28 protein-coding genes are annotated in these 26,855 nt (G+C 68.6%); 13 read left to right on the plus strand and 15 right to left on the minus strand.

What is annotated here, in order from left to right:
* Window positions 1-385 precede the first annotated feature (385 nt).
* The 6 genes from ACYVOM_RS26270 to ACYVOM_RS26295 all read right to left on the minus strand — a co-directional run bounded on the left by ACYVOM_RS26270 (window position 386) and on the right by ACYVOM_RS26295 (window position 6,299).
* The gene (locus tag ACYVOM_RS26270) at window positions 386-1,255 is read right to left on the minus strand and encodes a glycosyltransferase family 2 protein (RefSeq protein ID WP_460306175.1); all 870 of its coding nucleotides are present in this window, start codon (window positions 1,253-1,255) and stop codon (window positions 386-388) included.
* A gap of 99 nt (window positions 1,256-1,354) precedes the next feature.
* Window positions 1,355-2,248, minus strand: a complete 894-nt coding sequence (locus ACYVOM_RS26275) for a CDP-alcohol phosphatidyltransferase family protein (RefSeq protein ID WP_460306176.1) — start codon at window positions 2,246-2,248, stop codon at window positions 1,355-1,357.
* A gap of 1 nt (window position 2,249) precedes the next feature.
* Window positions 2,250-3,323 carry an iron-containing alcohol dehydrogenase family protein gene (locus ACYVOM_RS26280; RefSeq protein WP_460306177.1) on the minus strand — a complete coding sequence of 358 codons (1,074 nt, stop codon included), beginning with the start codon at window positions 3,321-3,323 and terminating at the stop codon, window positions 2,250-2,252.
* Entirely contained in the window at window positions 3,311-4,054 is a 744-nt protein-coding gene (locus ACYVOM_RS26285; RefSeq protein WP_460306178.1) for a phosphocholine cytidylyltransferase family protein, read from the minus strand. The genes ACYVOM_RS26280 and ACYVOM_RS26285 overlap by 13 nt, the downstream gene beginning before the upstream one ends.
* Window positions 4,051-4,704, minus strand: a complete 654-nt coding sequence (locus ACYVOM_RS26290) for a DUF5941 domain-containing protein (RefSeq protein WP_460306179.1) — start codon at window positions 4,702-4,704, stop codon at window positions 4,051-4,053. The genes ACYVOM_RS26285 and ACYVOM_RS26290 overlap by 4 nt, the downstream gene beginning before the upstream one ends.
* Window positions 4,701-6,299: a CDP-alcohol phosphatidyltransferase family protein gene (locus ACYVOM_RS26295; protein WP_460306180.1), complete on the minus strand. Its 1,599-nt coding sequence runs from the start codon at window positions 6,297-6,299 to the stop codon at window positions 4,701-4,703. Before ACYVOM_RS26295 ends, ACYVOM_RS26290 begins: the two co-directional genes overlap by 4 nt.
* 81 nt (window positions 6,300-6,380) lie before the next feature.
* Here ACYVOM_RS26295 and ispD point away from each other — a divergent pair, with 81 nt between their 5' ends.
* Complete coding sequence (gene ispD, locus ACYVOM_RS26300) at window positions 6,381-7,082, plus strand: 2-C-methyl-D-erythritol 4-phosphate cytidylyltransferase (RefSeq protein WP_460306181.1); 702 nt, start codon at window positions 6,381-6,383, stop codon at window positions 7,080-7,082.
* 53 nt (window positions 7,083-7,135) lie between these two features.
* Here ispD and ACYVOM_RS26305 read toward each other — a convergent pair whose 3' ends face one another.
* The gene (locus ACYVOM_RS26305; protein ID WP_460306182.1) at window positions 7,136-8,713 is read right to left on the minus strand and encodes an LCP family protein; all 1,578 of its coding nucleotides are present in this window, start codon (window positions 8,711-8,713) and stop codon (window positions 7,136-7,138) included.
* A gap of 112 nt (window positions 8,714-8,825) precedes the next feature.
* Between ACYVOM_RS26305 and ACYVOM_RS26310 the strand changes: the two genes are divergently transcribed.
* Complete coding sequence (locus ACYVOM_RS26310) at window positions 8,826-9,842, plus strand: glycosyltransferase family 2 protein (RefSeq protein ID WP_460306183.1); 1,017 nt, start codon at window positions 8,826-8,828, stop codon at window positions 9,840-9,842.
* 64 nt (window positions 9,843-9,906) lie between these two features.
* On the opposite strand, the gene ACYVOM_RS26315 is transcribed toward ACYVOM_RS26310, so the two are convergent.
* A complete protein-coding gene (locus ACYVOM_RS26315) occupies window positions 9,907-11,223 on the minus strand; it encodes a UDP-glucose dehydrogenase family protein (RefSeq protein ID WP_460306184.1) in 1,317 nt (438 codons plus the stop codon).
* A gap of 44 nt (window positions 11,224-11,267) precedes the next feature.
* Between ACYVOM_RS26315 and ACYVOM_RS26320 the strand changes: the two genes are divergently transcribed.
* From ACYVOM_RS26320 to ACYVOM_RS26335, 4 genes are all read left to right on the plus strand, one after another.
* Window positions 11,268-12,437 (plus strand): acyl-CoA dehydrogenase, encoded by a 1,170-nt coding sequence (locus tag ACYVOM_RS26320; protein ID WP_460306185.1) that lies wholly within the window; start codon window positions 11,268-11,270, stop codon window positions 12,435-12,437.
* Between the two features lie 99 nt (window positions 12,438-12,536).
* On the plus strand, window positions 12,537-13,091 hold the full coding sequence (locus tag ACYVOM_RS26325; protein WP_460306186.1) for a class IV adenylate cyclase: 555 nt from the start codon (window positions 12,537-12,539) through the stop codon (window positions 13,089-13,091).
* Window positions 13,092-13,179: 88 nt separating this feature from the next.
* Complete coding sequence (locus tag ACYVOM_RS26330) at window positions 13,180-13,578, plus strand: Scr1 family TA system antitoxin-like transcriptional regulator (RefSeq protein WP_460306187.1); 399 nt, start codon at window positions 13,180-13,182, stop codon at window positions 13,576-13,578.
* A gap of 61 nt (window positions 13,579-13,639) precedes the next feature.
* A complete protein-coding gene (locus tag ACYVOM_RS26335; protein ID WP_460306188.1) occupies window positions 13,640-14,866 on the plus strand; it encodes a hypothetical protein in 1,227 nt (408 codons plus the stop codon).
* A gap of 3 nt (window positions 14,867-14,869) precedes the next feature.
* Here ACYVOM_RS26335 and ACYVOM_RS26340 read toward each other — a convergent pair whose 3' ends face one another.
* On the minus strand, window positions 14,870-15,559 hold the full coding sequence (locus ACYVOM_RS26340) for a glycerophosphodiester phosphodiesterase (RefSeq protein ID WP_460306189.1): 690 nt from the start codon (window positions 15,557-15,559) through the stop codon (window positions 14,870-14,872).
* Between the two features lie 44 nt (window positions 15,560-15,603).
* Here ACYVOM_RS26340 and ACYVOM_RS26345 point away from each other — a divergent pair, with 44 nt between their 5' ends.
* The 3 genes from ACYVOM_RS26345 to ACYVOM_RS26355 are packed head-to-tail and all read left to right on the plus strand — an operon-like array spanning window position 15,604 to window position 17,882.
* Window positions 15,604-16,761: a 5-(carboxyamino)imidazole ribonucleotide synthase gene (locus ACYVOM_RS26345; protein ID WP_460306190.1), complete on the plus strand. Its 1,158-nt coding sequence runs from the start codon at window positions 15,604-15,606 to the stop codon at window positions 16,759-16,761.
* A 54-nt stretch (window positions 16,762-16,815) separates the two neighbouring features.
* Window positions 16,816-17,283: a 5-(carboxyamino)imidazole ribonucleotide mutase gene (purE, locus tag ACYVOM_RS26350; RefSeq protein WP_460306331.1), complete on the plus strand. Its 468-nt coding sequence runs from the start codon at window positions 16,816-16,818 to the stop codon at window positions 17,281-17,283.
* A gap of 56 nt (window positions 17,284-17,339) precedes the next feature.
* On the plus strand, window positions 17,340-17,882 hold the full coding sequence (locus ACYVOM_RS26355; RefSeq protein ID WP_460306191.1) for a GtrA family protein: 543 nt from the start codon (window positions 17,340-17,342) through the stop codon (window positions 17,880-17,882).
* On the opposite strand, the gene ACYVOM_RS26360 is transcribed toward ACYVOM_RS26355, so the two are convergent.
* Window positions 17,866-19,137, minus strand: a complete 1,272-nt coding sequence (locus ACYVOM_RS26360) for a sensor histidine kinase (RefSeq protein ID WP_460306192.1) — start codon at window positions 19,135-19,137, stop codon at window positions 17,866-17,868. The genes ACYVOM_RS26355 and ACYVOM_RS26360 overlap by 17 nt on opposite strands.
* Window positions 19,138-19,204: 67 nt before the next feature.
* Window positions 19,205-19,876: a response regulator transcription factor gene (locus ACYVOM_RS26365; RefSeq protein ID WP_230620116.1), complete on the minus strand. Its 672-nt coding sequence runs from the start codon at window positions 19,874-19,876 to the stop codon at window positions 19,205-19,207.
* Between the two features lie 123 nt (window positions 19,877-19,999).
* Between ACYVOM_RS26365 and ACYVOM_RS26370 the strand changes: the two genes are divergently transcribed.
* The 4 genes from ACYVOM_RS26370 (at window position 20,000) to ACYVOM_RS26385 (ending at window position 23,211) form a co-directional block, all read left to right on the plus strand.
* On the plus strand, window positions 20,000-20,446 hold the full coding sequence (locus ACYVOM_RS26370) for a hypothetical protein (RefSeq protein WP_460306193.1): 447 nt from the start codon (window positions 20,000-20,002) through the stop codon (window positions 20,444-20,446).
* Between the two features lie 163 nt (window positions 20,447-20,609).
* Window positions 20,610-21,062, plus strand: coding sequence for a (2Fe-2S)-binding protein (locus tag ACYVOM_RS26375; RefSeq protein WP_460306194.1), 453 nt, complete (start codon window positions 20,610-20,612; stop codon window positions 21,060-21,062).
* 91 nt (window positions 21,063-21,153) lie between these two features.
* Entirely contained in the window at window positions 21,154-21,633 is a 480-nt protein-coding gene (gene bfr / locus ACYVOM_RS26380) for a bacterioferritin (protein ID WP_460306195.1), read from the plus strand.
* A gap of 99 nt (window positions 21,634-21,732) precedes the next feature.
* Window positions 21,733-23,211: a CYTH and CHAD domain-containing protein gene (locus ACYVOM_RS26385; RefSeq protein WP_460306196.1), complete on the plus strand. Its 1,479-nt coding sequence runs from the start codon at window positions 21,733-21,735 to the stop codon at window positions 23,209-23,211.
* 155 nt (window positions 23,212-23,366) lie between these two features.
* Here the strand turns inward: ACYVOM_RS26385 and lepB are convergent, their stop codons facing one another.
* From lepB to ACYVOM_RS26405, 4 genes are read right to left on the minus strand one after another with little or no spacing between them, the layout of a single operon-like run.
* Complete coding sequence (gene lepB, locus ACYVOM_RS26390; RefSeq protein ID WP_460306197.1) at window positions 23,367-23,891, minus strand: signal peptidase I; 525 nt, start codon at window positions 23,889-23,891, stop codon at window positions 23,367-23,369.
* Window positions 23,888-25,699: an ABC transporter ATP-binding protein gene (locus ACYVOM_RS26395; protein WP_460306198.1), complete on the minus strand. Its 1,812-nt coding sequence runs from the start codon at window positions 25,697-25,699 to the stop codon at window positions 23,888-23,890. The genes lepB and ACYVOM_RS26395 overlap by 4 nt, the downstream gene beginning before the upstream one ends.
* Window positions 25,700-25,731: 32 nt before the next feature.
* Window positions 25,732-26,280 carry a redoxin domain-containing protein gene (locus ACYVOM_RS26400; protein ID WP_460306199.1) on the minus strand — a complete coding sequence of 183 codons (549 nt, stop codon included), beginning with the start codon at window positions 26,278-26,280 and terminating at the stop codon, window positions 25,732-25,734.
* Window positions 26,281-26,317: 37 nt separating this feature from the next.
* Window positions 26,318-26,833, minus strand: a complete 516-nt coding sequence (locus ACYVOM_RS26405; protein ID WP_460306200.1) for a MauE/DoxX family redox-associated membrane protein — start codon at window positions 26,831-26,833, stop codon at window positions 26,318-26,320.
* Window positions 26,834-26,855: the final 22 nt, after the last annotated feature.

Below are 26,855 nucleotides of genomic sequence, written 5' to 3' on the forward strand. Positions count from 1 at the left end.
GCACTGCTTCATTTTCCTGGCGATTTACCCACCGGCCGGCCGCGTCGGTCTTTCGACCGTTCTCGCGTCCCGCACCCGGTTGGGCACAAGAGAGAACTCTACGCTCTCCCCTGGAGTCCGTCAAACCAAACCTGCGAACCTGCTCCGAATCTCAGCGAGATCCGGGTGCCCGGTCGCGGCTCGGCAGCCTTCCGGCGCCTGACGCACCCGGCTAAGTTACCCCAGCCCCGCAGCGCCCGCGCCCGGAACGCGAAGATCGCCACCCCGAAACCATGAACAAGCAGGGACAAGGACAACAAAACCGGGTCGTGCCTTCCGGAGAAGGCACGACCCGGATCGTCGGGAAGGCACAGATCAGCTCAGCAGGACGGATCAGCCGAGCAGGTCAGATGATCGGCGGGCGGCCCGCCTTGGTCATGCGCCACGCCGCGCTCCAGCTGATGGGGCGGCGCGGACCGGCGTCGTTCTTCCAGCCTTCGGCGAAGCCCTTGAACCACGGCTTGAGGGCGGCCGGCTTGCGCTCGCGCAGCACCGTCATGCCCACCCAGACGCCCAGGTAAGTGATTCCTATCGGCCAGGGAAGGTTCCGCTTGGCCAGCCAGACGCGGTTGCGGGCGTTGTAGCGGTAGAAGCTCGCGTGCCGCGTCGCGAGGGTCGCCGGGTGGCACATGACGGACTCGGCGTCGTAGACGATCCGGTATCCGGCGTTGATGGCCTGCCAGGCGAGGTCGGTCTCCTCGTGCGCGAAGAAGAAGTTCTCCGGAAGGCCGCCGCCCGCCTCGAACGCGCTCTTGCGCATCGCGGACGCGCCGCCGAGGAAGGTCGTCACCTCCGACGAGCGCTCGGGGTCGCCCGCGCGCAGCCGGGGCACGTGCCTGCGCTGCCCTGGCCCGCCTTCGGGGTCCTTCACCTGGAAGGAGACGATCCCGAGCCTCGGGTCCTCGGCGAACATCCGCTCCAGCCGCCGGCCCAGGTCGAGGGACGGATAGTACCCGTCGTCGTCGAGGAAGACGACGATGTCGCCCTTGGTCTCCCGGACGCCGAAGTTGCGTCCGGCAGGCACGCCGAGGTTCTCCGGCAGCGGGAAGGTCCGAATCCTGTCGTCGGCGATCGGCGCCTCCCAGTCCCCGGGGACCCCGTTGCCGACGAGGACGATCTCGACGTCGACGCCTTCCTGGTCGAGGGCGCTGCGCAGTGACCGGTCGAGTTCGACCGGGCGGTTCCCCATCGTCAGCACGACGAACGAGAGCGTCACCGGACACCCCTCCCTTCTTCCGGCCCGGACCTGGGCCCGGACCCTTGCTCCAAGCGCCTGCGCGCCTGTTCTTTCAGATGCCGGTTCCGGCCGCCGCGCCTACTTCAGCCGCCGCGAGGCGACGATGCTCACGAAGTGCAGCAGAGTCTGCACCACGGCGACGGCGAAGACGGCGACGGTCAGCCCGCGTGTCACCGACCAGATGGGGCCGGTGTAACCGATCGACAAGACGCCGTCGGCCACCTCCTCGGCGGGCACGTACGAGAACCACCCGTACGCGTCGGGCACGTCCGGCAGGCCGAGCACCTTGTCGAGGATCGCCGCGATGAGGATCAGCAGCGAGAGTTCGATCGCGCCGATGATCCGGTGGAACTTCAGCAGCGAAGCGGCCTGGCGGGCCAGCGCCAGCCAGGTGGAGGTGGGCCGCAGCGCCCGGTCTCCGCCCTCGGGGTCGGCCGGCAGCCCGGCCTTGGCCCTGGCGACGACGACGTTGTCCGTCTCGGCTTTGATCAGCGCGGCGCCCAGCGCGGCGGCGACGCCCAGGGTCACCCACCAGCCGCCCTCCGCCATGGCCCATCCGGCCTGCGCCTGCGCGCGGAAGCCGAGCCCGACGAGGATGGCGACCTCGGAGAAGTAGTGCCCGAGCCGGTCGAGGAACACCCCGGTGATGGAGGTGCGCCCGGTGACCCTGGCGGCCTCCCCGTCGGAGCAGTCCAGCACGAGGTAGAGCTGGACGAGCACGGCCCCGATGACGGCGCTGAGGATTCCCGTCCCGACCGCGAACGCGACGCCCGCGCCGATCCCGCACAGGATCATCAGGTACGTCATCTGGTTCGGCGACAGCCCCAGGCGCAGGAGCAGCCACGTCAGGTACGGGGAGACCGAGCGCGCGTACAGCCGCCCCGCCCAGTGCTCCTCGTTGCGGCGCTCCTTCAGGCCGGGGGGCTGGCCCTTCTCGCGAATCTCCCTGAGGGTGTAGCTCCTGGCTGGCATGTCAGCTTCCGAACTCCTGAAAGTACTTGTGCACGGCCGCGAGGATCTCGCCCTCGGGGAGGTTCAGGTACTCCAGGACGGTGTACCTGCCCGGCCGGGTGGAGGGGGCGAACGCGACGGCCTTGGCGAACTGCTCGGCCGTCAGCCCGACGTCCTTGGCGGTGAGCGGGAGCAGGTGCCGGGCGAGGCAGTCCGCGACGATCTGGGCGCGGGAGGGGTCCTCGCCGAGGTACTCGCGCCGCAGGAAGTGGCAGAAGAGGGCGCCGACGCCGGCGAGTTCGCCGTGGTTGCCGGTGCCGGGGAAGAGCCGGTCGATCGCGTGCAGGATCTCGTGGTCGCCGCCGGAGGCCGGCTGGGACGATCCGGCGAACGACATCGCCATGCCGGACAGGACGAGGCCTTCGGCGAGGACGGTGAGGAACGCGTCGGACTCGATCGAGGCGGGCTGGTAGATGAGCGCCTCCGCGGCGGTCCTGGCGACGGTCAGGGCGAGCCTGTCGATGGGCTCGCCCGTCTCGGCGTGCGCCAGCTCCCAGTCGGCGACCGCGGACAGGTTGCTGACCACGTCGCCGACGCCGGAGCGGACGAGCTGCTCGGGGGCGGCCCGCACGTAGTCGAGGTCGACGATCATCGCGATCGGCATGACGACGCCGAAGGACCCCTTGCCCTTCTCGTGCTCCAGGGAGGCGACGGGCGAGCAGATCCCATCGTGGGAGAGGTTCGTCGCGACGGAGACCATGGGGATCCCGGCGAGGGTCGCGGCGTACTTGGTGGCGTCGATGGTCTTGCCGCCGCCGATCGCCACGACCGCCTCGTAGGTGCCGCCGCGGAGCTGGCTGCCGAGCTGGACGGCGGCGTCGACGGTTCCGCCGGGCACCCGGAAGACCTCGCAGTCGGCGAGCGACGGCCGGATGTCCGCGGAGATGACGTCGCCCTGGCCGGGGCCGACGGCGACCGCGACGCGGCCCTCGGTGGCTATCCGCCGGTCGGCGAGCAGTTCGCCGAGGGACGCGATCGCACCGCGCCGCACGTCGATAGACAGCGGCGCGGTCAGCATCCGCGTCAGTAGCGGCATGCGATCTCCCGCGCCTTGGCGAGGTCCTCGTGGTTGTCCACTTCGACCCAGGACACGTCGCCGATGGGGGCGACGGCGATGGCGTTGCCGCGGTTCACGAACTCCTGGTAGCCGTCCTCGTAGTAGAGGTCGGGGTCCTTCTCGAAGGTGGCCCTGAGGGAGTCGGCGAGGGCTTCGGCGACCTCGGGCTCCAGGAGGGTCGCGCCGATGTACTCGCCGGCGGCTTCGGCCGGGTCCATGAGCTTGGTGATCCGCTCCAGGGTGCCTTCGGGAGAGAGGATGACCTTCATCTCCTCGTCGGCGAGCTTCTTGACGTCGTCGACGGCCAGCAGGATGCCGGGGCTGCGGCCCGCGTCGCGCGCGGCGAGCAGGGTCTTCTCGACCGAGACGGGGTGGACGGTGTCGCCGTTGACCATGAGGACGCCCTTGGCGAAGTGCTCGCGGGCCAGCCACATGGAGTAGGCGTTGTTCCACTCCTCGGCCTTGTCGTTGTGCACGAGGGTGATCGTGACGCCGTACTTGGCTTCCAGCCCCGCCTTGCGCTCCTCGACGGCGTTCGCGCAGTAGCCGACCACGATGACGATCTCGGTCAGGCCGACCTCGCTGAGGTTCTTCAGCGAGATGTCCATGATCGTGGTGTCGCCGTCGACGGGCACCAGCGCCTTCGGCAGGGTGTCGGTGTAGGGGCGGAGCCGACGCCCCGCGCCCGCCGCCAGAATCATGCCGATCATGCGCCGGCCTCCTCTTCCAAATCGATTTCTGCGCCCTTGCCGGTCCGTTTGTCGGTCTCGACCCAGGTGCGCACGGATTCCCAGCCGAACAGGACGCCCAGGTAGAGCGCCAGCGCGGCGTAGACGGGGGTGGTGACGTCGAACACCGCGGCGAGCGCGGCGATCAGCATCCGGCCGTCCCAGCCGAGGCCGGCCTGGAACACCCATTCGGGCGGCCACAGGTTCTGCCTGGTCCGGTAGACGGTGTCGTAGTGGTGGTAGACGAGCACCGCGAGCAGCGTGTAGACCAGCGGCTCCGGCACGTCCAGGGCGAACCCCAGGACGGCGAGGTAACCATACTCGATGGCCCTGATCAGGGGGGGTACGAGCCAGTCGAGGCGGCCGCCGTGCGGGTGCGTGGAGGACGGGCCGGCCAGCAGCAGCAGCGAGACCGGCGCGAGCAGCGCGGGCAGTTCGCCGATGCCGGCGCCGAGCGCGAGCGAGACGACCGTGAGGACCGCGGCGACCAGCACGGGCGCGAGCGGCGGGAGCTGGCCGCGGGCGAGTTGGCCGAGCGCGCGGGCGATGGGCCCGTCGTCGCGGTAGGCGCGGAGTTCGGCGGCGCGCTTGTGGGCTCGCAGCTCGGCGGCGTCGGTGGTGGCGGCGGTCATGCGAGGGACCTCAGGATCCGTCCGGACAGGGTGTAGGCCGCGGCGAGGCCGCCCCAGGCGAGCAGGGCCAGGAAGGTCACCTTGGCGTCGAAGAAGGCCGCCGTCAGGGCGATCAGGGCGAAGCGCTCGCCGATCGGCAGGATGATGATCTTCTTGCCCCAGCGGGCGCCGGGGATGTTCTCCAGCGCGGCCGAGACGCGGACCGCGAGCATGCCGAGGCCCTTGCGGGGGGCGGCGTGCCGCGACGCGGGGGCCGGGTCGAGCAGGCTGTCGTCGGGGACGTCGAGGGGCAGTTCGCGGATCGGCGCGGGCGGCACCGAGCCCTTGTGCACCGCGAAGCTGAAGTCGACCATGTGCCGGCAGGTCTGCAGGATGATCACCGCGCAGGCCAGGCCCCAGACGTCGCCGCCGTGGGTCGCGCCGTAGCCGACGGCCAGGCCCGCGTAGGCGAGGTACTCCTTGCCGCGGTCGAAGGTGGCGTCGAGCCAGGCCCCGAGGGTGGAGTACTGCCTCGTGTAGCGGGCGACCTGCCCGTCCACGCAGTCGAAGACGAACGCGAAGTACAGCAGGATCGCGCCGAGGACCAGGCCGAGCCGGGAGCCGTCGGCGAACCACAGGGCGGCGATGGCCGCGGTGCCCATGGAGATGCACGTGACGGCGTTGGGGGTGAGCCCTCTGCGGGCCGCCCAGCGCGCGATGAAGCGTGAGTAGGTGGAGACGAAGTAGGTGGTGAACCAGCCGTCGTCGCCCTTCACCGCCGCGTCGAGCCGGACCTTGTCCTCGTCGACCGCCTCGACGGCTGCGCGGGCCGCCTCGGCCTGCGCGGGGTCGAGGACCCGCTCGCAGACCAGGACGTCGACGTTGCGGGCGGTGACCCGGACGCCGGAGCGCACCAGGCCGACCAGGACGAGCGCGAGGGTGTCGGGCTCGGCAGGGGCGGTGGTGCCCAGGCCCCGGTGCTGGCGGACCGACTTGTCGAGTTCGTCCCGCGCGGTGTTGTCGACGAAGACGTCGAGGCTCTTCGCGCGATCCCGGCCGAGGATCCTGACGGGCTCGACCTCGGGCAGCATGTCGACGAGCATCGTCAGCCGCTCGCACACGTCGGCCAGCGCCTGGCTCTCCACGACCTTGAGCAGGCCGCGGAACGTCCCGGTCGGGTCGGTGACCTGGTGGTGGCGGGAGCCCGCGGAGACGACGCGGCGCCCGGCGATCCGGACGGCCGGTCGGGTCCCGGTGACCACCTGCTTGGCCGTGACGGCCGTGGTGGTCCTGTCCCGCAAGAGGCGGTCGAGGAGCTCGCCGCTCACCACGAGATCGCCGTGCGCGAGGACCATCTCGCCCTTCGCACGGGCCAGCCTGCCGATCTCCAGCAGGTCGCTCGCGACGTCCGCGGACTCGATGATCTGGGGCCCGCCGGGCTCTGGGGCGTTCTTGCGCAGCACCTCAGCGGCCCGCGGCCGTGCGATGACACGCACGTCCGCTACCTTGAGTGCCGCCAGCTGCCCCAGCAGCCGGTCGAGCACGGTTGTTCCGGCTGAGAAGTCCAGCTCGGCTGTCGGGTCGCCCGGCTCGGTGGCCAGCACCACGAACGTCACCCGCAGCCTCCAACACACGGCAGGTAGTCCGGAAAGCCCCCAGCCTAGTGGGTGAACGGGACAGAAACGGAGGAGTACCAGGTGAAAACAGCAGGTGTCATCCTGGCGGGCGGAATCGGGCAGCGGGTGGGCGCGGGCATCCCGAAGCAGCTCATCCGGGTCGGCGGCCGTCCTCTCCTGGCCTATCCGATCGAGACGTTCGCCTCTTGCAAAGGCCTCGATGAAGTGATCGTCGTCATGGCGAGCGGGCATCTCGAGGCCGCCGAGGAGCTGTGCGCGCCGCACGGGATCCGCGTGGTCGAGGGGGGCGAGACCCGGACCGCCTCGACGCTCAAGGCGATGGAGATCCTCGCCGGGGCGCCGGATGACACCCGGGTCCTCTTCCACGACGCGGCCCGCGCCTTCGTCGGGCACGACGTGATCGGCAGGTGCCTCGCCGCCCTGGAGACGCACGAGTCCGTCGCGGTGGCGCTGCCCGTCACCGACACCGTCGTCTCGGTCGCGGACGGGCGGGTGGCCGACATGCCGCCGCGCGCGTCGCTCGCCCGGTTCCAGACCCCCCAGGGCTTCCGGCTCGGCACCCTGCGCCGCGCGTACGAGCTGGCGCTGGCCGACCCCGCCTTCGTCGCCACCGACGACTGCGGCGTCGTGCACCGCTACCTGCCCGACGTCCCGATCACCGTGGTCGAGGGCGACGAGGCCCTGCTCAAGGTGACGACCCCGCTGGACCTCGTCGTGGCCGAACACCTCGCCGCCGAGTACCGCTCAGGCCGGAACGCCTGAGCCGTCAGGCGCGCACACGGGCCTGACGGCCGGGCACTCGAAGGACCCGGCCGTCAGCTCTTGCAGAGGTTGTCCGAGGCGGTGCGGGTCTCGACCTTCTCGGCGTCGGCGCCGGGGATCTCGACCTTCTTCGGCTTGGCCCAGGCCGAGCCGACGACGATCTCGATCCCGGTGCCGAGCGCGTCGACCTTCTGGAGCTTGGCGGACGGCATCGAGGCGGCGAGGGTCCGGGCCGAGTCGGCGCGGGCCGGCCCGTACCGGATCACCGTGGACTTCGTGTCCTTGCGCTGCACCACGCCGATCACCCACGACGCCTTCTTGAAGCCCGCCTTGAGCAGGCCGTCCGTGGCGTTGCGGGCCAGGCCCTCGGTGCCGACTCCGTTGCGGACGATCACGCTGATGTCCTCCGGCGCGACCGTCAGGGGCTTGGCGGTGGACGTCGGGGCCGGCGCGGCCTCGACGGGCGGCAGGTCGTCGTCGATCCGCTGGAACATGCGCGAGGCCGCCGAGTCGTCCCAGACGACGACCGACTGGGCGATGCCGCCGAGCTGCGCGGTGCCGGCCGGGTCGTCGATCGGGACCTTGGCGAAGCGGACGTCGCCGAGGGAGACGTCCTTGAACTGGTCGGCGTAGGAGTCGAGGTTCTTCTTCAGGCCCGGGTCGACCTTCACCGACTCCAGGAGCGCGCCGAGCACGGCGGCGCTGCGCGTCGGGTCCTTCAGCTTCCCGATGACCGCGCTCATCAGCGACGACAGGAACTCCTGCTGGCGCTGCATCCGGCCGATGTCCTCGCCGAGGCCGTGCCGGGCCCGGGCGAACGCCAGCGCCGTCGCGCCGTCGACGTGGTGGGTGCCCGCGGTGAGCTTGAGGCCGCTGGCCTTGTCGTCGATGGCCTGCGGGGTGCAGATCTGGACGCCGCCGACCGCGTCGACGACCTTGAGGAACCCGGCGAAGTCCACCTCGACGACGTGGTCCATGCGGATGCCCGTGGCGTCCTCGATGGTGTCCTTCATCAGCTGCGGGCCGCCGAAGGCGTACGCCCAGGTGAGCTTGCCCTGCGCCGCGCCGACCCGCTCCCCCCGGGCGTCCTTGTGCGCGGGGATGGTGACGAGGGTGTCGCGCGGGAGGCTGACGATGGTGACCTCGTCGTGGTCCTCCGAGACGTGCACCACCATCATCGTGTCGGAGCGGGCGCCCGCCTCCTTGCCCAGGTGGAGGCGCTTGATGTCCTTGGCGCTCATGCCGTCGCGCTTGTCGACCCCGGCGAGCAGGATGTTCATGGCGCCGTGCGGGGCGCCGTCTCCCGCCACGTCGATGTCGAGGGTCTGGACCTTGCCCTTGAAGTACTCCTGGAACGCCCATCCGGCGCCGGATCCGACCAGCACCAGGGCCGAGGCCGCGGCGGTGATCGCCACGAGGCGACGGCGGCGCACCGCGGCGCGCGCCGAGACCGCGCCGCGGGCGCGGCGGCCTCCGGAGCGGGGAGGCGCGACCGAGACCTTCTGGGCTCGGTCGTCGTCCACCGCGACCGCGTCCCAGCTTCCGCTGTCGTCGGCGACCGGGCCCCCGGGGCCCTCCGCGCCTGCTGGGCGCGGTCGGAAGTACTGCTCGATCGGGTCGTCCTCGGCCATGCGAAGCCCCCTTCACACGCGTCCGTTAAGGCGCCGCCTTCGGCCCGAAGAACGGTGGGACCGCCCTTTCGTGGCCAATGAACATGGCTGGATACGTTACCGTGGCGCCGTCATGAATCTGCCTCTCCACGCTGACGGCGAGCCGCGCACGACGTGGCCCGCCGTGTCCGTCGTCATGCCGGTGCTCAATGAGGAACGCCACCTCGCGGACGCCGTGCGCCACATCATGGCCCAGGACTATCCCGGGGAGCTGGAGCTGGTCCTCGCGCTCGGCCCGTCCCGGGACAAGACCGACAGGATCGCCGCGTCCCTGGCGCAGACCGATCCCCGGATCGTGGTCACCCGCAACCCGACGGGGCGCACCCCCAACGGGCTGAACATCGCGATCAAGGCGTCCCAGTACTCGATCATCGTCCGGGTCGACGGGCACTCGCTGCTCCCCGCGAACTACGTCCGCATCGCGGTCCAGACCATGGACTCCCAAGGCGCCGACAACGTCGGCGGCCTCATGGACGCCCAGGGCGTCACCGCCTTCGAGAAGGCCGTCGCCCGCGCGATGACCTCCAAATTCGGGGTGGGCAACGCCAGGTTCCACACCGGCGGTGAGGCCGGCGAGGTCGAGACCGTCTACCTCGGGACGTTCCGGCGCAGCGCGCTGGAACGGGTCGGCGGGTACGACGAGACGTTCGTCCGCGCCCAGGACTGGGAGATGAACCATCGGATCCGCCAGTCCGGCGGCAAGATCTGGTTCACGCCCGAGATGCGCGTCACCTACCGCCCCCGGCCCAACCTGAAGACGCTGGCCACCCAGTTCTTCTACACGGGGCGGTGGCGGCGGGTCGTCGGCCGCGAGCACCAGGGCACGCTCAACCTGCGCTACCTCGCGCCGCCGCTGGCCGTCCTCGGGATCATCGCCGGGACGATCGCCGGGCTGTTCGGGTTCTGGGCGGGCTGGATCCTCCCGGTCGGCTACTTCCTGGCCATCCCCGTCGGCGGCACCGTCCTGACTTCCCAGGGCCTGCCGCTGAAGGCGAAACTGCTCCTGCCGTTCGTCTACGCCACGATGCACATCTCGTGGGGCCTCGGCTTCCTCACCAGCCCGCCCGGCCTGGGCATCACCAAGGACTGACCCCCCCTTCCGACACGAGGACCGGGCGCCGCAGGGCGCCCGGTCCTTTCTCGTTCCGTGGCCCTTACGGGCGGCCCAGGGCCTTGTAGGTCCAGCCCGCGGCGCGCCAGACCTCGGGGTCGAGTGCGTTGCGGCCGTCGACGACGTTGCGGGCGGCGACGTGGGAGCCGAGGACCTCGGGGTCGAGGTCGCGGAACTCGCGCCACTCGGTGAGCAGCAGGACGATGTCGCTGTCCTGGGCGGCCTCCAGGGCCGAGGTGCCGAAGTCGAGGGTCGGCTGGACCTTGCGGGCGTTGTCGAGCGCCTCGGGGTCGTACACGGTGACCGCGGCGCCCTGCTCGCTGATCACTGCGGCGACGTCGAGGGCGGGCGAGTCGCGGACGTCGTCGGAGTTCGGCTTGAACGCGGCGCCGAGGACGCAGACCTTCTTGCCCTGGAACGATCCGTTCAGCAGCCCGCGGGCGAGGTCGACCATCCGGACGCGGCGGCGGATGTTGATCGCGTCGACCTCGCGCAGGAACGACAGCGCCTGGTCGACGCCGAGCTCGTCGGCGCGGGCCATGAACGCGCGGATGTCCTTGGGCAGGCAGCCGCCGCCGAAGCCGAGGCCGGGGCCGAGGAACTTGGCGCCGATCCGGTCGTCGTGCGACAGGGCCCTGGACAGCATGGTCACGTCGGCGCCGGTGGCCTCGCAGACCTCGGCCATCGCGTTGATGAAGGAGATCTTGGTGGCGAGGAAGGCGTTCGCCGAGACCTTGACGAGCTCGGCCGTCGGGAAGTCCATGGTGAGGAACGGGATGCCCTCGGCGATCTGGTGGGTGTAGACCTCGCGCAGCAGTTCCTCGGCCCGCGCCGACCGGACGCCCACGACGAGCCTGTCCGGGTGCAGGGTGTCCTGGACGGCGAAGCCCTCGCGCAGGAACTCGGGATTCCACGCCATCTCGGCTCCGGTCGCCGGGGACAGCTCGGAGAGCATCGCGGCGAGCCTGTCGGCGGTGCCCACGGGGACCGTCGACTTGCCTACGACGAGGCAGTCGCGGGTCAGCAGGGGGGCGAGCGCGGTGATCGCGGCGTCGAGGTAGGAGGTGTCGGCCGCGTACTCGCCGGCCTTCTGCGGTGTGCCCACGCAGACGAAGTGCACGTCGCCGAACTCGGCGATCTCCGCATAACTCGTGGTGAACCTGAGGCGTCCGTTCTCCAGGTTCCGCTGGAGCACCTCCGGCAGGCCCGGCTCGAAGAACGGGAGGTCCCCCGCCGCGAGCCGATCCACCCGGTCCGGCAGGACGTCGAGCGCCAGCACCTCGTAACCCAGCTCGGCCATGCACGCGGCGTGCGTGGCACCGAGATACCCGGCACCGATGACCGTGAGCTTCAGAGCCACCGATCTTTCTCCTTAAGAATTCTACCGACGGGTAGCATGGCCCCATGAGCAGCGATTTCCCGGCCTACGCACCCTCCGAAGAGCACGAGCTCCTCAGGCGGACCGTGCGCGAACTCGCCGACGCCAAGATCGCCCCGTTCGCGGCGGAGGTCGACGAGCAGGCACGTTTCCCCCAGGAGGCGTTCGACGCCCTTCGGGAGAACGACCTCCAGGCCGTCCACATCCCCGAAGCCTACGGAGGCAACGGGGCGGACGCGCTCGCGACGGTGATCGTGATCGAGGAGGTCGCGCGCGCGTGCGGCTCGTCCTCGCTCATTCCCGCCGTCAACAAGCTCGGCACAGTGCCCGTGCTTCTGTCCGGATCCGAAGAACTGAAGAAACGTTACCTGGCTCCCGTGGCCCGGGGCGAAGCGATGTTCTCGTACGCGCTGTCGGAGGCCGAGGCCGGGTCCGACGCGGCGGGCATGCGCACGCGCGCCGTGCGCGACGGTGCGCACTATGTGCTCAACGGCGCCAAGATGTGGATCACCAACGCGGGCGTTTCGGAGTACTACACGGTCATGGCCGTGACGGATCCGTCCGCCGGGGCGCGTGGGATCTCCGCCTTCATCGTCGAGAAGTCCGACCCGGGCGTGTCCTTCGGGCCGAAGGAGAAGAAACTCGGCATCAAAGGTTCACCCACTCGTCAGGTGATCTTGGAGGATGTGCGGATCCCGGCCGACCGGATGATCGGCGCGGAGGGCACCGGCTTCAAGACCGCCCTGGCGACCCTCGACCACACCCGCATCACCATCGCCGCGCAGGCCCTCGGGATCGCCCAGGGCGCCCTGGACTACGCGATCGGGTACGTCAAGGAGCGCAAGCAGTTCGGCAAGCCCATCGCCGAGTTCCAGGGCCTCCAGTTCATGATCGCCGACATGGCGATGAAGCTGGAGGCGGCCCGCCAGCTCACCTACCACGCGGCGATCAAGTCCGAGCGCGCCATGCACGGCGAGAAGATCCCCGACCTCACCTTCGTGTCGTCGGCCTGCAAGTGCCTGGCCTCCGACGTCGCCATGGACGTGACGACCGACGCGGTGCAGCTCCTCGGCGGCTACGGCTACACCTCGGACTTCCCGGTGGAGCGGATGATGCGCGACGCCAAGATCACCCAGATCTACGAGGGCACCAACCAGATCCAGCGCATGGTCATGGCCCGCCAGCTCCTCAAGTAGCACCGGCCGCGCCTCAAAGGGGTCCTCTCCACCACGGAGAGGACCCCTTTCGCGTTCAATGGATGCCTTCGAGGACCTTCGGACGAGAGCGAGCCCACTGTGCGGACCGAATACGAGGCGCGTTTCCGCGACATCGACCCCGAGGCCGTCATCGGGCGGCTGCGGGAGTGGGGCGCGGCCCGGACCATGGGGCGGACGCTGATGCGGCGGATCGTGTTCGAGAACGACGAGATCGCGGCCAAGGGCGGTTGGCTGCGGCTGCGGGACCAGGGGGAGAAGGTCACGCTCACGTACAAGGAGGTGAGCGCCGCCGGGGAGGGGATCGAGAAGATCCTGGAGGCGGAGATCGTCGTCTCGGGGTTCGGGGAGACCCGAGGGCTGCTTGAGGCGATGGGGTTCAGGGCGGAGAGGTATCAGGAGAACTACCGGGAGGAATGGGTGCTCGACGGGGTGGCCTACGACTTCGACACGTGGCCCGGCCTGCCCACATTCCTTGAGGTGGAGGGGCCTGACCGGGCTTCGGTCGAGGCGGCGGTAGCCCGGCTCGGGCTGGACCTCGTCGACGCGTCCTACGGCAGCGTCGACGAGGTGTACCTGGCGGTGCTGGGGCGCGACATCCTGAAGGAACCCGAACTGCTCTTTCCCGCCGAATAGGGGGCGGCCCCCTTCCGGGTCAGGAGGCTCCGCCGAACGGCTCGGGCATCGCGGTGAGGAGGGCCGTCAGCGCGTCGCGGAGTCCGCGGTGATCGACGAGCCGGCCCTCCGTCGCCCGATCGGCGGCCCTCAAGTAATGCGAGAGCAGCTGCTTTATCTACGGGACATGGCCCATCCACAATTCAAGGACCCGGAGGGGCCCGTGCTCGGGTTGAGCAGGCGGGCGTTCATGCGGTTGGCGGGCGGGGCTGCGTCAGCGGCGACCGCGTTACGGACGCGGGCCCGTCTCTCTCGGAATCGGGAGGGGCGGGCCTTCGTCGTTTCCGGGGCGGGGGGCTTCAGCAGGGTGGTTGGACAATTAAGCGCGGAATGTCAATTTACGAAACGGGCGGGATGGTCCAGTGGGGGAAGAATTGTTCTCCGAGAATTGTCAGGAAGGGACAAGACCTCGGGGCCCGCGGGATTTGAGAGTGGGAGACGCGGATGAGGCGGGTCGGCTCCGCCTCGGCCGGTTCGGTGGCCTCTCCGCTGACGAGAGGAGAGTGCTCATGTGGGTCGCGCGCGGAATTGCGGCGGTGGTCGTGGGAATCGGGTTGGCGGGGGTGCCGGGGACGGCCTCGGCCGACGACGTGTGGCGGAACCAGGCGCCGGTGTTCACGGCGCCGTCGAGGTCGTTCCTCGACGTCGAGGCGGTCGGGCCCGCGGAGGCGTGGGCGGTCGGGTACCAGGGGCTGCTGACGGTCCAGGTCGGGCCGTGGGACCCGCCGCTGCCGCCCATCCTCCTCTGGCAGCGTGCGCCCCGGCCGGTCCTCCAGCAGTGGACCGGGCGCGGCTGGAAGAGCCACCAGCCGGAAGGCATTCCCGAGGAGGGCACCCTCAACGAGATCGAGGTGAGCCACGGGCAGGTGTGGGCCCTCGGCACGATCATCGACGGCACAGGTCCACTCAGCGGCAGGCGGCACTACGCCTACATCGGCCGCTGGACCGGCACGCAGTTCGTCCAGCTGGACGGCCCGACCTCCACCAGCGCGGAGGGCGGCCTCCGGCACCTGTCCGCGGACTCCGGCGGCCTGTGGATGACCGAGCGCGGCATGGCCTACCGTTTCGTCGACGGCCCCGGCTGGACCGGGTACGACCTCGGTTCGCACATCGGGGCCATCGAGTCCTACGACTCGGGCGAGGCGTGGGCGTCCGGCGTCGACGCGGCGCGCGACACCTGGGTCCGGCACTGGGACGGCGCCGCATGGACGCCGCTCGCGCTGCCCGCCGGGACGGGCGGTCACACCTTCCACCCGACCGGCCCGGCCACCGGCTGGACCGCGACCGACACCGGCCTGGCGCTGTGGGACGGCGCGGCGTGGACGACGGTCCCCTACCCGGCCGGCTACGGACGCGACCTCGTCTACCCCGCCTGGCAGTCGACCCCCTACGCCACCGCCGACGTGGACGGCCCGTGGATCCTCGCCAAGTACGTCCAGGGCTCCCCCACGACGCTCCTGCACTGGACGGGCTCGGCGTGGACGACCGTGCAGGCCGACGGCGTCCCCGTCGCCGAGGACGGCCGAGGCGGGTTCTGGCTTCCCCAGCAGATCGACCAGCATGACGGCTCCATGGGCCTGTTCTCCCTCACCGGTGGCGCGCTCACCCAGGTGGCCCCGCCCGTGGCCGTCGACCATCGGTGGGACGTGGACCCGCTCCCCGGAACCGACCACGTCCTGGTCACCGGCGAGGACTTCGACGGAAACCTCCGCGCCTTCACCAACGCCCCCCGCTAACGCTCAGCGGCCTAGCGCGCGCAGGGTGCCCGGGACGTCGTCGACGACGAGGGCGTCCGCGCTCAGGTAGCCCTCAAGGGCGTCCGGCTTGGGGGTCCACACGACGACCTCCAGGCCGGCCTTGTGGGCGACGTCCACGCACTCGGCGAAAGGCCGGGCCTTAGGGGTCGGGTCGCAAGACGCGGTGTGCAGGGCGACGGCCTCCAACCCCAGCCCTGACGCCGACGCGATCGCGTGCCCGATGGGGAACCACAGCCAGGTGAGGAGCCCCCGCGGGATGCCCGTCCCGTCGAGAGCGAGCAGCACTGACGGGTCGAAGCTCGTGACGACCAGGGGCCGCCGCCGAGCCTCCTCCTTGAGGATCTCCTTCAGAAGCGGCGCCGTGCGCGGGTCCAGGGCGTCTTCCAGGATGGTCTTGACGTCCACGTCCACCCCCACCTCTGGGGGCAGGGCCGCGAAGACCTCCTCCAAGGTCAGCCGCTCGCCCGCCAGGCCGTCGACGTGGAACGAGCCGTCCTCCCCCACGGGATCATGCGCGAGCACGAGCCTGTCGTCGCCCGTCCGCTGCACGTCGATCTCGACCCAGCCTAGGCCCGCCTCGACCGCCCCCAGCAGGGACGGGAGGGTGTTCTCCCCGGCCCCTCCGCCGAGTCCCCTATGTCCGATGATCGTCGGACCGCCGTCAAACATCATAGGTTCGCCCCACTAAGCTGCTCGGTGTGAGAAGTCCAGGTCAGATGCCGGTTGTCGGGATGGTGGGCGGCGGTCAGCTCGCCCGGATGACGCAGCAGGCCGCGATCGCGCTGGGTGTGCGGTTGCGGGTGCTCGCGGGAGACCCGGAGGAGTCGGCGGCACAGGTGTGCGCCGACGTCCGGATCGGGTCCCACACGTCCCTGGAGGATCTCATGGCCTTCGCCGAGGGGTGCGACGTGGTCACGTGGGACCACGAGCACGTGCCCGGCGAGCACATCCAGGCGCTGGAGGCCGCGGGCGTCGTCTGCCGACCGGGCTCGGCCGCGCTGCTGCACGCCCAGGACAAGCTGGTCATGCGCGAGAGGCTGTCCGCGCTCGGCGCGCCCTGCCCCGCGTACGCGGCGGTCCATTCGACCGACGATGTCACGGCGTTCGGCGAAAAGCACGGCTGGCCGGCCGTGCTGAAGGCCACACGCGGCGGCTACGACGGCAAGGGCGTGTGGATCGTGCGCTCCGCCGAAGAGGCAGCCCCGGTGGTCGACGGAGCGATCGCCGGCGGCACTCCGCTCATGGTCGAGGAGAAGGTCGCCTTCCGCCGGGAGCTCGCCGCGCTCGTCGCGCGCTCCCCGCACGGCCAGGGCGCCGCCTACCCGGTCGTGGAGACCGTTCAGGAGGACGGGATCTGCGTCGAGGTCGTCGCGCCCGCCGAGGGCCTCGACGAGGAGACCGCGGCCTTCGCCCAGAAGCTCGCGCTCGGGATCGCCGAGGAACTCGGCGTCACGGGCCTGCTCGCGGTCGAGCTGTTCGAGACCGAGACCGGCGTGGTCGTCAACGAGCTCGCCATGCGCCCGCACAACTCGGGCCACTGGACCACCGACGGCTCGGTCACCACCCAGTTCGAGCAGCACCTGCGCGCCGTCCTCGACCTTCCCCTGGGCGACACCGACGGCAACGCCCCCTGGACGGTCATGGGCAACCTCCTCGGCGGCGAGGACCCGGACATCTTCGAGCGCTACGAGCACGTCATGGCGCACGACCCCGGCATGAAGATCCACTTCTACGGCAAGGGCGTCCGCCCCGGCCGAAAGATCGGACATGTCAACGTCTCGGGGGATGATCTTCCCCGGTTGCGGGCAAGGGCCGAACATGCGGCCCTGTACCTGCGCGACCCGGGACTCGTCTATCCGGAAGAGAGGAAGTAGGGCGTGACGGACCGAGCCACAGAGGCGGCGGTACAGCCCCTGGTCGGGGTGGTCATGGGCAGCGACTCGGACTGGCCCGTGATGAAGGCCGCGGCCGACGCCCTGACGGAGTTCGGGGTGCCGTTCGAGGCCGATGTCGTCTCGGCGCACCGGATGCCGCTCGACATGATCGAGTACGGCACCGAGGCGGCCGCCCGGGGCATCAAGGTGATCATCGCCGGGGCGGGCGGCGCGGCCCACCTGCCGGGCATGCTCGCCAGCGTGACCCCGCTCCCGGTGATCGGCGTGCCGGTCCCGCTCAAGTACCTGGACGGCATGGACTCGCTCCTGTCGATCGTCCAGATGCCCGCGGGCGTGCCCGTCGCGACCGTCGCCGTGGGCGCCGCACGGAATGCGGGACTGCTGGCGGTTCGGATACTGTCCACCGGCGACGCCGAACTCCAGACAAAGATGCTGGAGTTCCAGCAGGATCTCTACGGTCAGGCGAAGGCGAAGGGCGCGAAGCTGCGCGACAGCCTCTGACCGGTCCCTCCCCGGACGACGGGGGGCGGGCTCCGCACCGGAAGGATTGACAGTTCGTGAGCATCCGCGGGATCACCGGAACGTTGCGGGGGTGGCTGCGCGCCATCGCACGCGAGTTCGCCAAGTTCGGCAGCGTCGGCGCGATCGCGTTCGTCATCACGACGCTGCTGTTCAACCTGCTGCGGCATCTGGAGATCGGCCCGGTCACGTCGATCACGGTCGCGACGGTGATCGCGACGACGTTCTCGTACTTCGCGAACCGGCACTGGACGTTCCAGCACCGCGAGCGCAGCGGGCTGCGCCGCGAGTACCTGCTGTTCTTCGGGCTGAACGGCGTCGGCCTGGTGATCACGCAGCTGTTCATCGTGGCGAGCCACTACGGGCTCGGTTTCAACGGCAAGATCGCCGACAACGTGGCCATGATCCTCGGCACGGGGGCGGCGACGATCTTCCGGTTCTGGTCCTACCGGCGCTGGGTCTTCACCCCGGCCCCGGAGACGGCGGTCGTGGTACCCGCCGCCGACTTGGCCGCGCAGCCCGTCCAGGAGCCTTCTGGGGCTCCCCTGGGGTACGCGGCCCCGGTCAGACCGGGCCGCTGACGACCCTCTCGTGCGCCAGGCGGGCCTCCTCCCGCCGCCGCATGAAGAACGCGAAGACGGCGGGGCGGGCCTGGACGAGTTCCAGCCTGCCGCCGTCGACCGCGGCCAGCGACCTCGCGAGGTAGAGCCCGAGCCCGGTGCCCCCGGCCCCGCTGACGCTCCGCTCGAAGATCTTCTTGGCGAGTTCCGGCGCCACCCCCGGCCCCTCGTCGCCCACTTCCACGACGACGTTCTGACGCGTCAGCCGGGTGGTGAGGGTGACGGTTCCCGAGCCGTGCATGAGGGAGTTGTCCAGCAGCGTCGCGAGGATCTGCGACAGGCAGCTCGGCGTCACCACGGACACGAGGTCGGCGTCCCCCTCCAGGTGGATCGCCCTGCCCTCGCGGGCGAAGATCGGCCGCCACTCCTCGGTCTGCTGCTCGATCACGAGATCGATGGCCGTCGGCACGGCCTGGCCCGTCCTGTCGTGCTTGGCGCGGGCGAGGAGCTGCTCGACCACCGCGACCAGGCGCTCGGCCTGCGCCAGGGCCGCCTGGCCCTCCTCGCGGACGACGTCCGGGTAGTCGGCGGCCTCGACCATCTCCTCCAGCCGCATCGTCAGCGCGGTGAGCGGCGTGCGGAGCTGGTGGCTGGCGTCCGAGGCGAACTCGCGGCTCGACGCCAGGAGGTCCGCGATGCGGACGGCGCTGTTGTCCAGCACCTCGGCGACGGTGTCCACCTCGGGAATGCCGTACCTGCGGCGGCGCGGCCGCGCGTTGCCGGTGCCGAGCCTTTCCGCGGTCTCCACGAGATCGACCAGCGGCAGGGTCAGCCGTCTGGCCAGCAGGATCGCCATCACCGTCGCGATCGCGACGCCCAGCAGGATGAGGCTGGCTATCAGCAGGAGCTGGCGCAGCACCTCGTCCCTGACCTCGGCGTACGAACGGTGGACGGTGACGGTGATGTCGTCGGTCATGCTCGTGGCGCTCATCGTCTCGCCCGGGAGCGCCTTGCCCGCCGTCTCGGTGGAGCCGTCGGGCAGCCTGATCTCGATGTACAGCCTCGGATAGGCCCGGGCTATCTGCCCGGGATCCGGCCGTTCACCTTTGCCGAGCGGGACCTCGACCTCCTTGATCAGTCCCGCCGCGGTGATGGTCAGGCTCTGCTTGGCGTCGTCGTAGATCAGTTTGCTGACGACCCAGGCCAGCGGGATCCCGAGCAACAGGATCGCCGTCACCGCCACGCCGAGCGTCGACAGCAGGATCCGGCGCCTCATCGCTTCCTCCCCCGGCCGGGCCGCGCCGCGGCGGACAGGTCCGCCGGGTGCCTCCGACCGTGCGTCGTCAGTCCCCCCGCTCGAACCGGAAGCCGACCCCGCGGACCGTGGTGATGTACCGGGGGCTCGCGGCGTCGTCTCCCAGTTTGCGGCGCAGCCAGGAGATGTGCATGTCGAGCGTCTTGGTGGAGCCCCACCAGTTGGTGTCCCAGACCTCGCGCATGATCTGCTCGCGGGTGACGACCTTGCCCGCGTCGCGCACCAGCACGCGCAGGAGATCGAACTCCTTGGTGGTGAGCTGGAGCTCGTTCTCGCCCATCCAGGCGCGGCGGGACTCGGCGTCGATGCGCACGCCCTGCACTATCGGTGTCTCGGTGCTGCCGCGGCGCAGCAGGGCGCGAACACGGGCGAGCAGTTCGGCGAGCCGGAACGGCTTGGTGACGTAGTCGTCGGCGCCGGCGTCGAGGCCGACGACGGTGTCGACCTCGTCCGCGCGGGCGGTGAGGATCAGGATGGGCACCCCGTGGCCTTCGGAGCGGACGCGGCGGGCCACCTCCAGGCCGTCCAGCTCGGGCAGGCCGAGGTCGAGCACGATGAGGTCGACGCCCCCGCCCAGAGCCCGTTCCAGGGCCTGGGGGCCGTCGGGACTCACTTCGACGCTGTAGCCCTCGCGGCGCAACGCACGGGCGAGAGGCTCGGAGATGGACGTGTCGTCCTCGGCGAGCAGTACTGAGGTCATGGACCGATCGTAGGACCGTTCATGAACGTTTCCTGGCATGGGACACAGGCTTGACCTGCGGTTTACTACTCATAGTACAAACTCAAGTACGACAAGTCAGCTCAATTGCGGAGGCAACCGGCCATGTCGCGGATGGTGCGGCCGTCACCCGACATCGCTCGCGGCTCCGGAGCCGGACTGTTCTTCCTCACCGCCGGCATCCACTTCCTCACCCTCCCCGAAGGCTTTCACCTCGGGGGATATGTCGGAGTCTTCCTGCTGCTGAGCTGCGTGATCGACTTCGCCGGCGTGGTCGGCTTCATGGCCGAGCGGCGGGCCCGGATCTGGTGGTACGCGCTCGTCAACGGGGTGCTGACGGTCATCGCCTGGATCGTCACGCAGAGTGTCGGCCTCCCCGTGACGAGCGAGCCGGTCAGCGGCCGGTGGACCCGCCACCCGTCGGACCTCGCACTCCCGTTCGTCTCTGCGTCCCTCGTCGCACTGGCCCTGTGGGTGCTGATCTCGCGCGCCTACGACGACGCCGACGAGGCCCTCGCGCAAGTACGCGAACGCCTTACCTACAGGCGCTGACGGCCCCCCGGCCCCTCGTGCGAGCACCCTCGAACAGGCCGGTGACAGGACAGGGCGAGGCCCTGAGCAGGCGCGGAGCGGCGGACTCCGGAAATTTCTCCTTGCCCCGGACTGGTCAGGCGGACCCCATCTGGGGTAACTTAGGGGTGCCTAACCTAACCGGTTGGACCACCGAGGGGCCACAGCCCCCGAGGCGGGCCTTCCGGGCCCCCTGCCCACCCCGGCCGAAGGAACCAGCCCCATGTACGTGTGCGTCTGCAACGCGGTGACCGAGGATGCCGTTCACACGTGCCTCGCCTCCGGCGCGCAGAGCACCCGGCAGGTCAAGGACGGCTGCGGCATGAAGCCGGGATGCGGCACCTGCACCAAGCGCATCACCGCGATGCTCAGCGAGTGGAAGACCGCGAACGAGCTGATGGACGCGATCACCGGCGGCCCCGCGACCCTGCACGCGGTCCCGGAGGCGGAGGCGCCCATCGCGGCCGAGCACGCCGGTCGGCACACCCGGGCCCCGGCTTCCGCCGAGCCCGCCCCCCGGCCCGAGCTCCCCGGCGTCCCCGCTGCTCAGCGGCGGTTCGGACGGCCCGTCAGGGAGGTGAGGAACCCGGCAGCCTGACCCCCGGCAAGGCCGCGATGAGCCTTGAGCCCGCTCGCAGACACGCGATCGGGCACTTTGTGCTGTGCTGACTTCATGCTTGGATGTCCCCATGGAAGGCGACAAGGAAGTCATCGCACTGCTGAACGAGCAGCTCACCGCGGAACTCACGGCCATCAACCAGTACTTCCTGCACGCCAAGATGCAGGAGAACTGGGGCCTGAAGTACCTGGCCAAGCACACCAGGGACGAGTCGATCGACGAGATGAAGCACGCCGAGGTCCTCACCGACCGGCTGCTCTTCCTCGAAGCGCTCCCGAACTACCAGAAGCTCAACCCGCTCCGGATCGGCCAGACGATCAAGGAGCAGCTGGAAGCCGACCTCACCGTCGAGATGGAGGCGATCGTCCGGCTGCGCGGCGGCATCGAGACGATGCGCGCCAAGGGTGATGTGACCTCCGCCCGGATCTTCGAGCACATCCTCGAGGACGAAGAAGGCCACGTCGACTACCTGGAGACCGAGCTGGAGCTGCTCAACAAGCTCGGCGAACCGCTCTACATCCAGCGTTTCACCGACGACAACGGCCACTGAGCCGCAGCGACTGCACCGGTCGGCGCGCCCTTCCCGAACGTTATGTCCGCGTGACATCCTGAAGATTCACGCGGACGGCCGAAGGAAGGGGTGCCGGGCATGGCGCAGCACCTGGAGATCGAGCTCAAGTTCGACGCCGAGGCCGATTTCGTGCTGCCGGAGCTCGGCGGTCCCGTCACCGCGGGCCCGCCCGAGGTCCACGAGCTGGAAGCCGTCTACTACGACACCGACGAGCTGCGGCTCGCCGCCCGCAAGGTCACCCTCCGCCGCCGCACCGGCGGCCATGACGCGGGCTGGCACCTGAAACTGCCGGCGGGGCCCGACGCCAAGCGCGAGTTCCGGGCCCCCTTGCAGGACGACCTCCCCGAGGAGCTCGCCTCCCTCGTCACCGCCTACGCGCGCGGCGGCGAGCTGAAGCCCGTCGCGACCCTCACCACGGTCCGCACCACCCGCGATCTGCACTCCTCCTCCGGCGAGGTGCTCGCCGAACTGGCCGACGACCACGTCACCGGCACCGTCGCGGGGGCGCCCGGATCGTCGGCGTGGCGGGAGATCGAGATCGAACTCGTCTCCGGATCGGCGAAGCTCCTCGGCGACGTCGGCAAGCAGCTGCTCAAGGCGGGCGCGCGGCGCTCGGCCAGTTCCTCCAAACTCGGCAGGCTGCTCGCCCCGGCGATCACCAAGCCGCCCACGTGGGACGGCGACAGGGCAGGCGACGCCGTCATGCGGCACATCACCTCCCAGGTCGACGAACTCCTCGCCTACGACCCCAAGGTGCGCCTTGAGGAGTTCGACGCGGTGCACAAGATGCGGGTCGCGTCGCGGCGGCTGCGCAGCGTGCTGGCCAGTTCCCGGCCGCTGCTCGACCGCGAGCTGACCGATCCGCTCCAGCCGGAGCTGCGCTGGCTCGCCGAGGTGCTGGCCGAGGTCCGCGACGCCGAGGTGCTGCACGAGCGGTTCTCCTCCCGCATCGCCGAGCTGCCGGCCGCGCCGGACGCCGAGCCGGGCTGGCTCGCCGAGCTGAAGGAACGCGAGCAGGCCGGCTACGACACGATCCGCACCGCGCTGTCCGGCGAGCGGTACTTCGCCCTGCTGAACTCCCTCGACCACCTGCTGACGGCCCCGCCGTTCACGCCGCGCGCGGTGCGCCCGGCGGAGTCGGAGCTGCCCCGGCTGATGCGCCGGGCCTGGCGCGGCGTCCAGCGGGCGCACGCGGGCATCGCGGCCGCCGAGACCCCCGAACTCGCCGACGAGGCCCGGCACGAGGTGCGCAAGAAGGCCAAGCGTGCCCGGTACACGGCGGACGCGGCCAGGGAGGCGCTCGGCAAGGACGCCAAGACCGTCTCCAAGGCCGCCAAGGCGCTCCAGGAGGTCCTGGGCCGCTTCCAGGACGGCGTCCTGGCCCAGGAGTTCCTGCGCGAGCGCCGCCCCACCTCCGCCACCCCCGACTCCCTCGACCAGGCCTTCGTCCTGGGCGCCCTCTACGGCCGCGAACGCTGCGAGGCCGAAGCCGCCCTCGCCGGGATCGAGGACGCCTACGCCACCGCCCAGGCGACGGTCCTGCCCGTCCTCAGCTAGTGGCACGCCTCCGAACGTCGCCGGGCTATTTGATCTAGGCGGGCAGGCGCGGGAGCCCCGTATCAGCCCGGCCTCCGGTGGCGTCACGGCGTTTTCGACCTGCAGCCCGGCCGAGCTCGCCGCGTATCTGGAGCGGATCGGGCTGGTCACCTCGGTCAGCCGCGAGGACCTGGAGGCAGGTCTGTCCGGTTCGATCGACCGATCGAGAGCTTGTACAAGGCGACACCAGCGATGTCGCTGGCCCGGAAAGGACCGTAATGTCTTGAATCGATGCTTCCATCGGCGTTATCGCCGAGCAATATCACCTTTCCGGGCGGAATCTCATCTGTGTGGCCGCGAGTCGCCGGCGCACCGTCCACCCGTTTCCCTATTCCGGCCACCCTTTTCACGATCAACGGTTCGCTTTCCTTGATGCGGAGCGAATCATTCGACGCCGTTTCGTCCCGAGTGTTTCCGGGATGATGCACGATGACTACGTCACCCAGGCCAAAGTCGCCGCAGCGCCTGAAGAGCACCATGTCGCCGTCGCAGAACGATGGCGACATGCTGTCACCGATAATATTGATGATGACGAATCTTTTCGAGATGAGACTCGAAATGTATTTGACGGCCAAACCTGAGATCCCGATGCATCCGCATACCTTGATGATCTTCTCATAACGAGTCGACCTGAGCTTCATGCGGAAATCTCGTCGCTATCCATCTCGTACCCTGAGGCCTGGAGTTTGAAGAGCCTGGCATACTCTCCGCTCTTCAACATGAGGCTCCGGTGTGTTCCGCTCTCGATAACCAAGCCGGCTGCGAGAACCACGATTTTGTCGGCATCTCTGATTGTGCTGAGGCGATGCGAGATCAGGAGGCTGGTCTGTCGATCTCGCATCTCCCGGAGAGAACTATGGATCTCGTGCTCAGCCTGAGCATCGAGGCCCGAGGAGGGTTCGTCAAGGATCATCAGGTCCCTGTCTGTCCGCATGAACGACCTCGCAAGAGCCATCCGCTGCCATTGCCCCCCAGAAAGGATCACACCTCTTTCGGAATGTTCGCTCTCTGTTTCATCGAGGAACATCCGTGTCAGTAGGGTGTCGTAGCCGCGGGGGAGGGATTGGATCTTTTGGCTGATCCCGGATTTTTCTGCTGCGGTGCCGACCCGATCGGAATTCTCGAAATGATTGAGATCGCCCAGAGCGATGTTCTCGTAGGCCGTGAGATCGTACTCCATGTAGTCCTGAAATACCGCTCCGACCCGGCTCCTCAGCTCATCGACATCGGCGTCGCGAATGTCTGTCCCATCCCATAGAATCGATCCCTTCGAAGGATCGTAGAAGCGACAGAGCATGCTGACCAGCGTCGACTTTCCTGCGCCGTTGAGACCCACCAATGCAACAGTCTCGCCATGGTCGATGGTCAGGTTCACTCCCTGGAGAACCCAGGGATGCTCCTCTGAGTAGCGAAACCAAACATCTCGAAATTCGATCTTGTCATGCAGCGCACCCAGCTTCTTCGGGGTGGCCGCCAGAGGTAGATCCGGCTTTGCGTTACGTACTGCCAGGTACTGGTCGAACAGAAGCAATGAATGATGGCAAATTCCAATATCGCCGACCAGCCCGAGGAGCGCCCCCTGAACGCTGGCCACCGCCGATACAAAGAGCGTCACATCGCCGATCGAGATCGAGCCGTCCCTGGCAGCGCCTATCGCCCATATCAGGCCCACGACCCAAAGAGCAGAGGTGATCAGGGAAAGGCCGGCCTGGATGCCGAACTCAGAAACGTCTACTGCACGCGTCTCCCGATTGGCGGCTCTTCTTTCTGCGCTCATTCTCTCGCGAAAGAACCCACCGAGACCGAACAGGCGAACTTCCTTTGCCGATTCGACCCTGGCGAGAAGTTCGCTGTAGAAGGCCTCTCGACGCTCAGTGGGACCGATCTTCCAGTACAGATTGATCCGCCGACGAGACATCAGGAGCTCCGAGACCAGCATTGGCAGCCCGCTAAGAATGACAATCAGAGTCATCCACCAACTGATCGGGGCCAGTATGGCGATGAAGCCGACCGCTGTGATCACTACCCGGATGACCCCCAAGAGCGAGATGACGATCTGAAGCGGAGCGCTATTGGCCGCCTGCTGTGCCAGCCTCAGTTGGTTGAGGAACTCGGGACTCTCGAATCGCAACAGTCCGATGAACTTGTTAATTGACTCGAATAGTTCGTCGGAGGCCCGCAGTCCAGCATCGCGACCCAAATCATTCGAGAAATGCGCCCCGACGAGCGGGATTATCGCAGCGATCAGCCCGACAAATCCTAGTGCTGCCCCAAGGAGGAGTACCGACGTTCCTCCCTGGCCAGAGGCAAGGCGATCGAAGATCAGCTTGGTCAGCCATGCCGAAATTATCGGGAATACTCCCGCGATAACCGTGCAGAAGAAGTAGATGGCTAGTTTGTAAGGTGAGGACCTGAGTAGAAGCGAGAATGCCGAAATTATCTGGCGCACTTCACGACCGCCTAAGATCGGAGAGAATCCGGCTACGTGAGGGACCTGAACTCAGGGCGGATCTCCGTGACGGTGAGCTGACCTTCGGCATCCGGGGTCGCCCTGAACCAAGTCGGCGTCGAGTCCACTCTGAAAGCAGCGCTGATCGGTCCCGATTGCTTCTCAATAACGACCGTGCCTACCGACGACATCTTCTCCACGAATTCTACAGAGGATTCTCTGCCTTCGATGACAACCGCCAGGATTCTCGGCGGATTGTCCGAGCCGGCTCGCTCTGCGTAATCCACAAAATCATTGACCTTGTCCTTGCATGAACTGCAATCCGGGCTGAAGAACCCGACAGTCACCTCTCCATCGAAATAATCGTGAGTCACCGTCGTTCCATCTGCGGCGAGGGCGGTGAAGCTTCCCACTTTCTCACCCTCCCTTATTTCATCTGACGGAATCGGAACATTCTTCAGCGTTAGGCCATCTATAGTCGTAGTGTGCTCTCGGAGCCTTCTGATGACTCCGAACGTCAGCAGGAGATTCAGACATACCGCCACCACGGTCAGCGCGAGTACGCCACCTACAATTTCCATGAGTAGTCTCGCTTTCTCTGGCTACTGAGAAGAAGATTCAGCTGAACAGATCTATGATGTCGTCGAGCCGTGTGACCACGATGCCCGAGAAGACCCCTGCGCCGAGCGCAACCCAGTTGTTGACGAAGTGAACTTCTTGGTTGAGCTGCGACACCGTCAACGCTCCGGCAATCGAGATCAGCGTCAACGCCAGGTTTCGGTTCACATGAAGAAGGGACACAGGCTTGTCGGAGGCTCCGAAGCAGCGACACGGCGTGCTGTTCTTTCTCCGGAACACGAGCAATAGGCCGACCGAAAACGCCCCGAAGCATGCTGCCGCGAGGAGCATGTCCAGCACCAGGACACCTCGATGCGGGACGAGAGCCATGAGACATATGGCGGCCTCAGTGACTGCGATCGACACCGCTACGGGCCCAGCCAAACGTTGAGAGACAAGCTTCATTCGATGCAATGACGAGGCGAACTCCGTGCCACCACCGACTTTGCCGATAATCGCAACAGCGAGAATGGCGAGGAGGAGGCCGCGGACCCAGTCGACAAACGCTACTTGCATAAGCCTATCTGCTCCTGTATCA

The organism is Actinocorallia aurea (assembly GCF_054783995.1).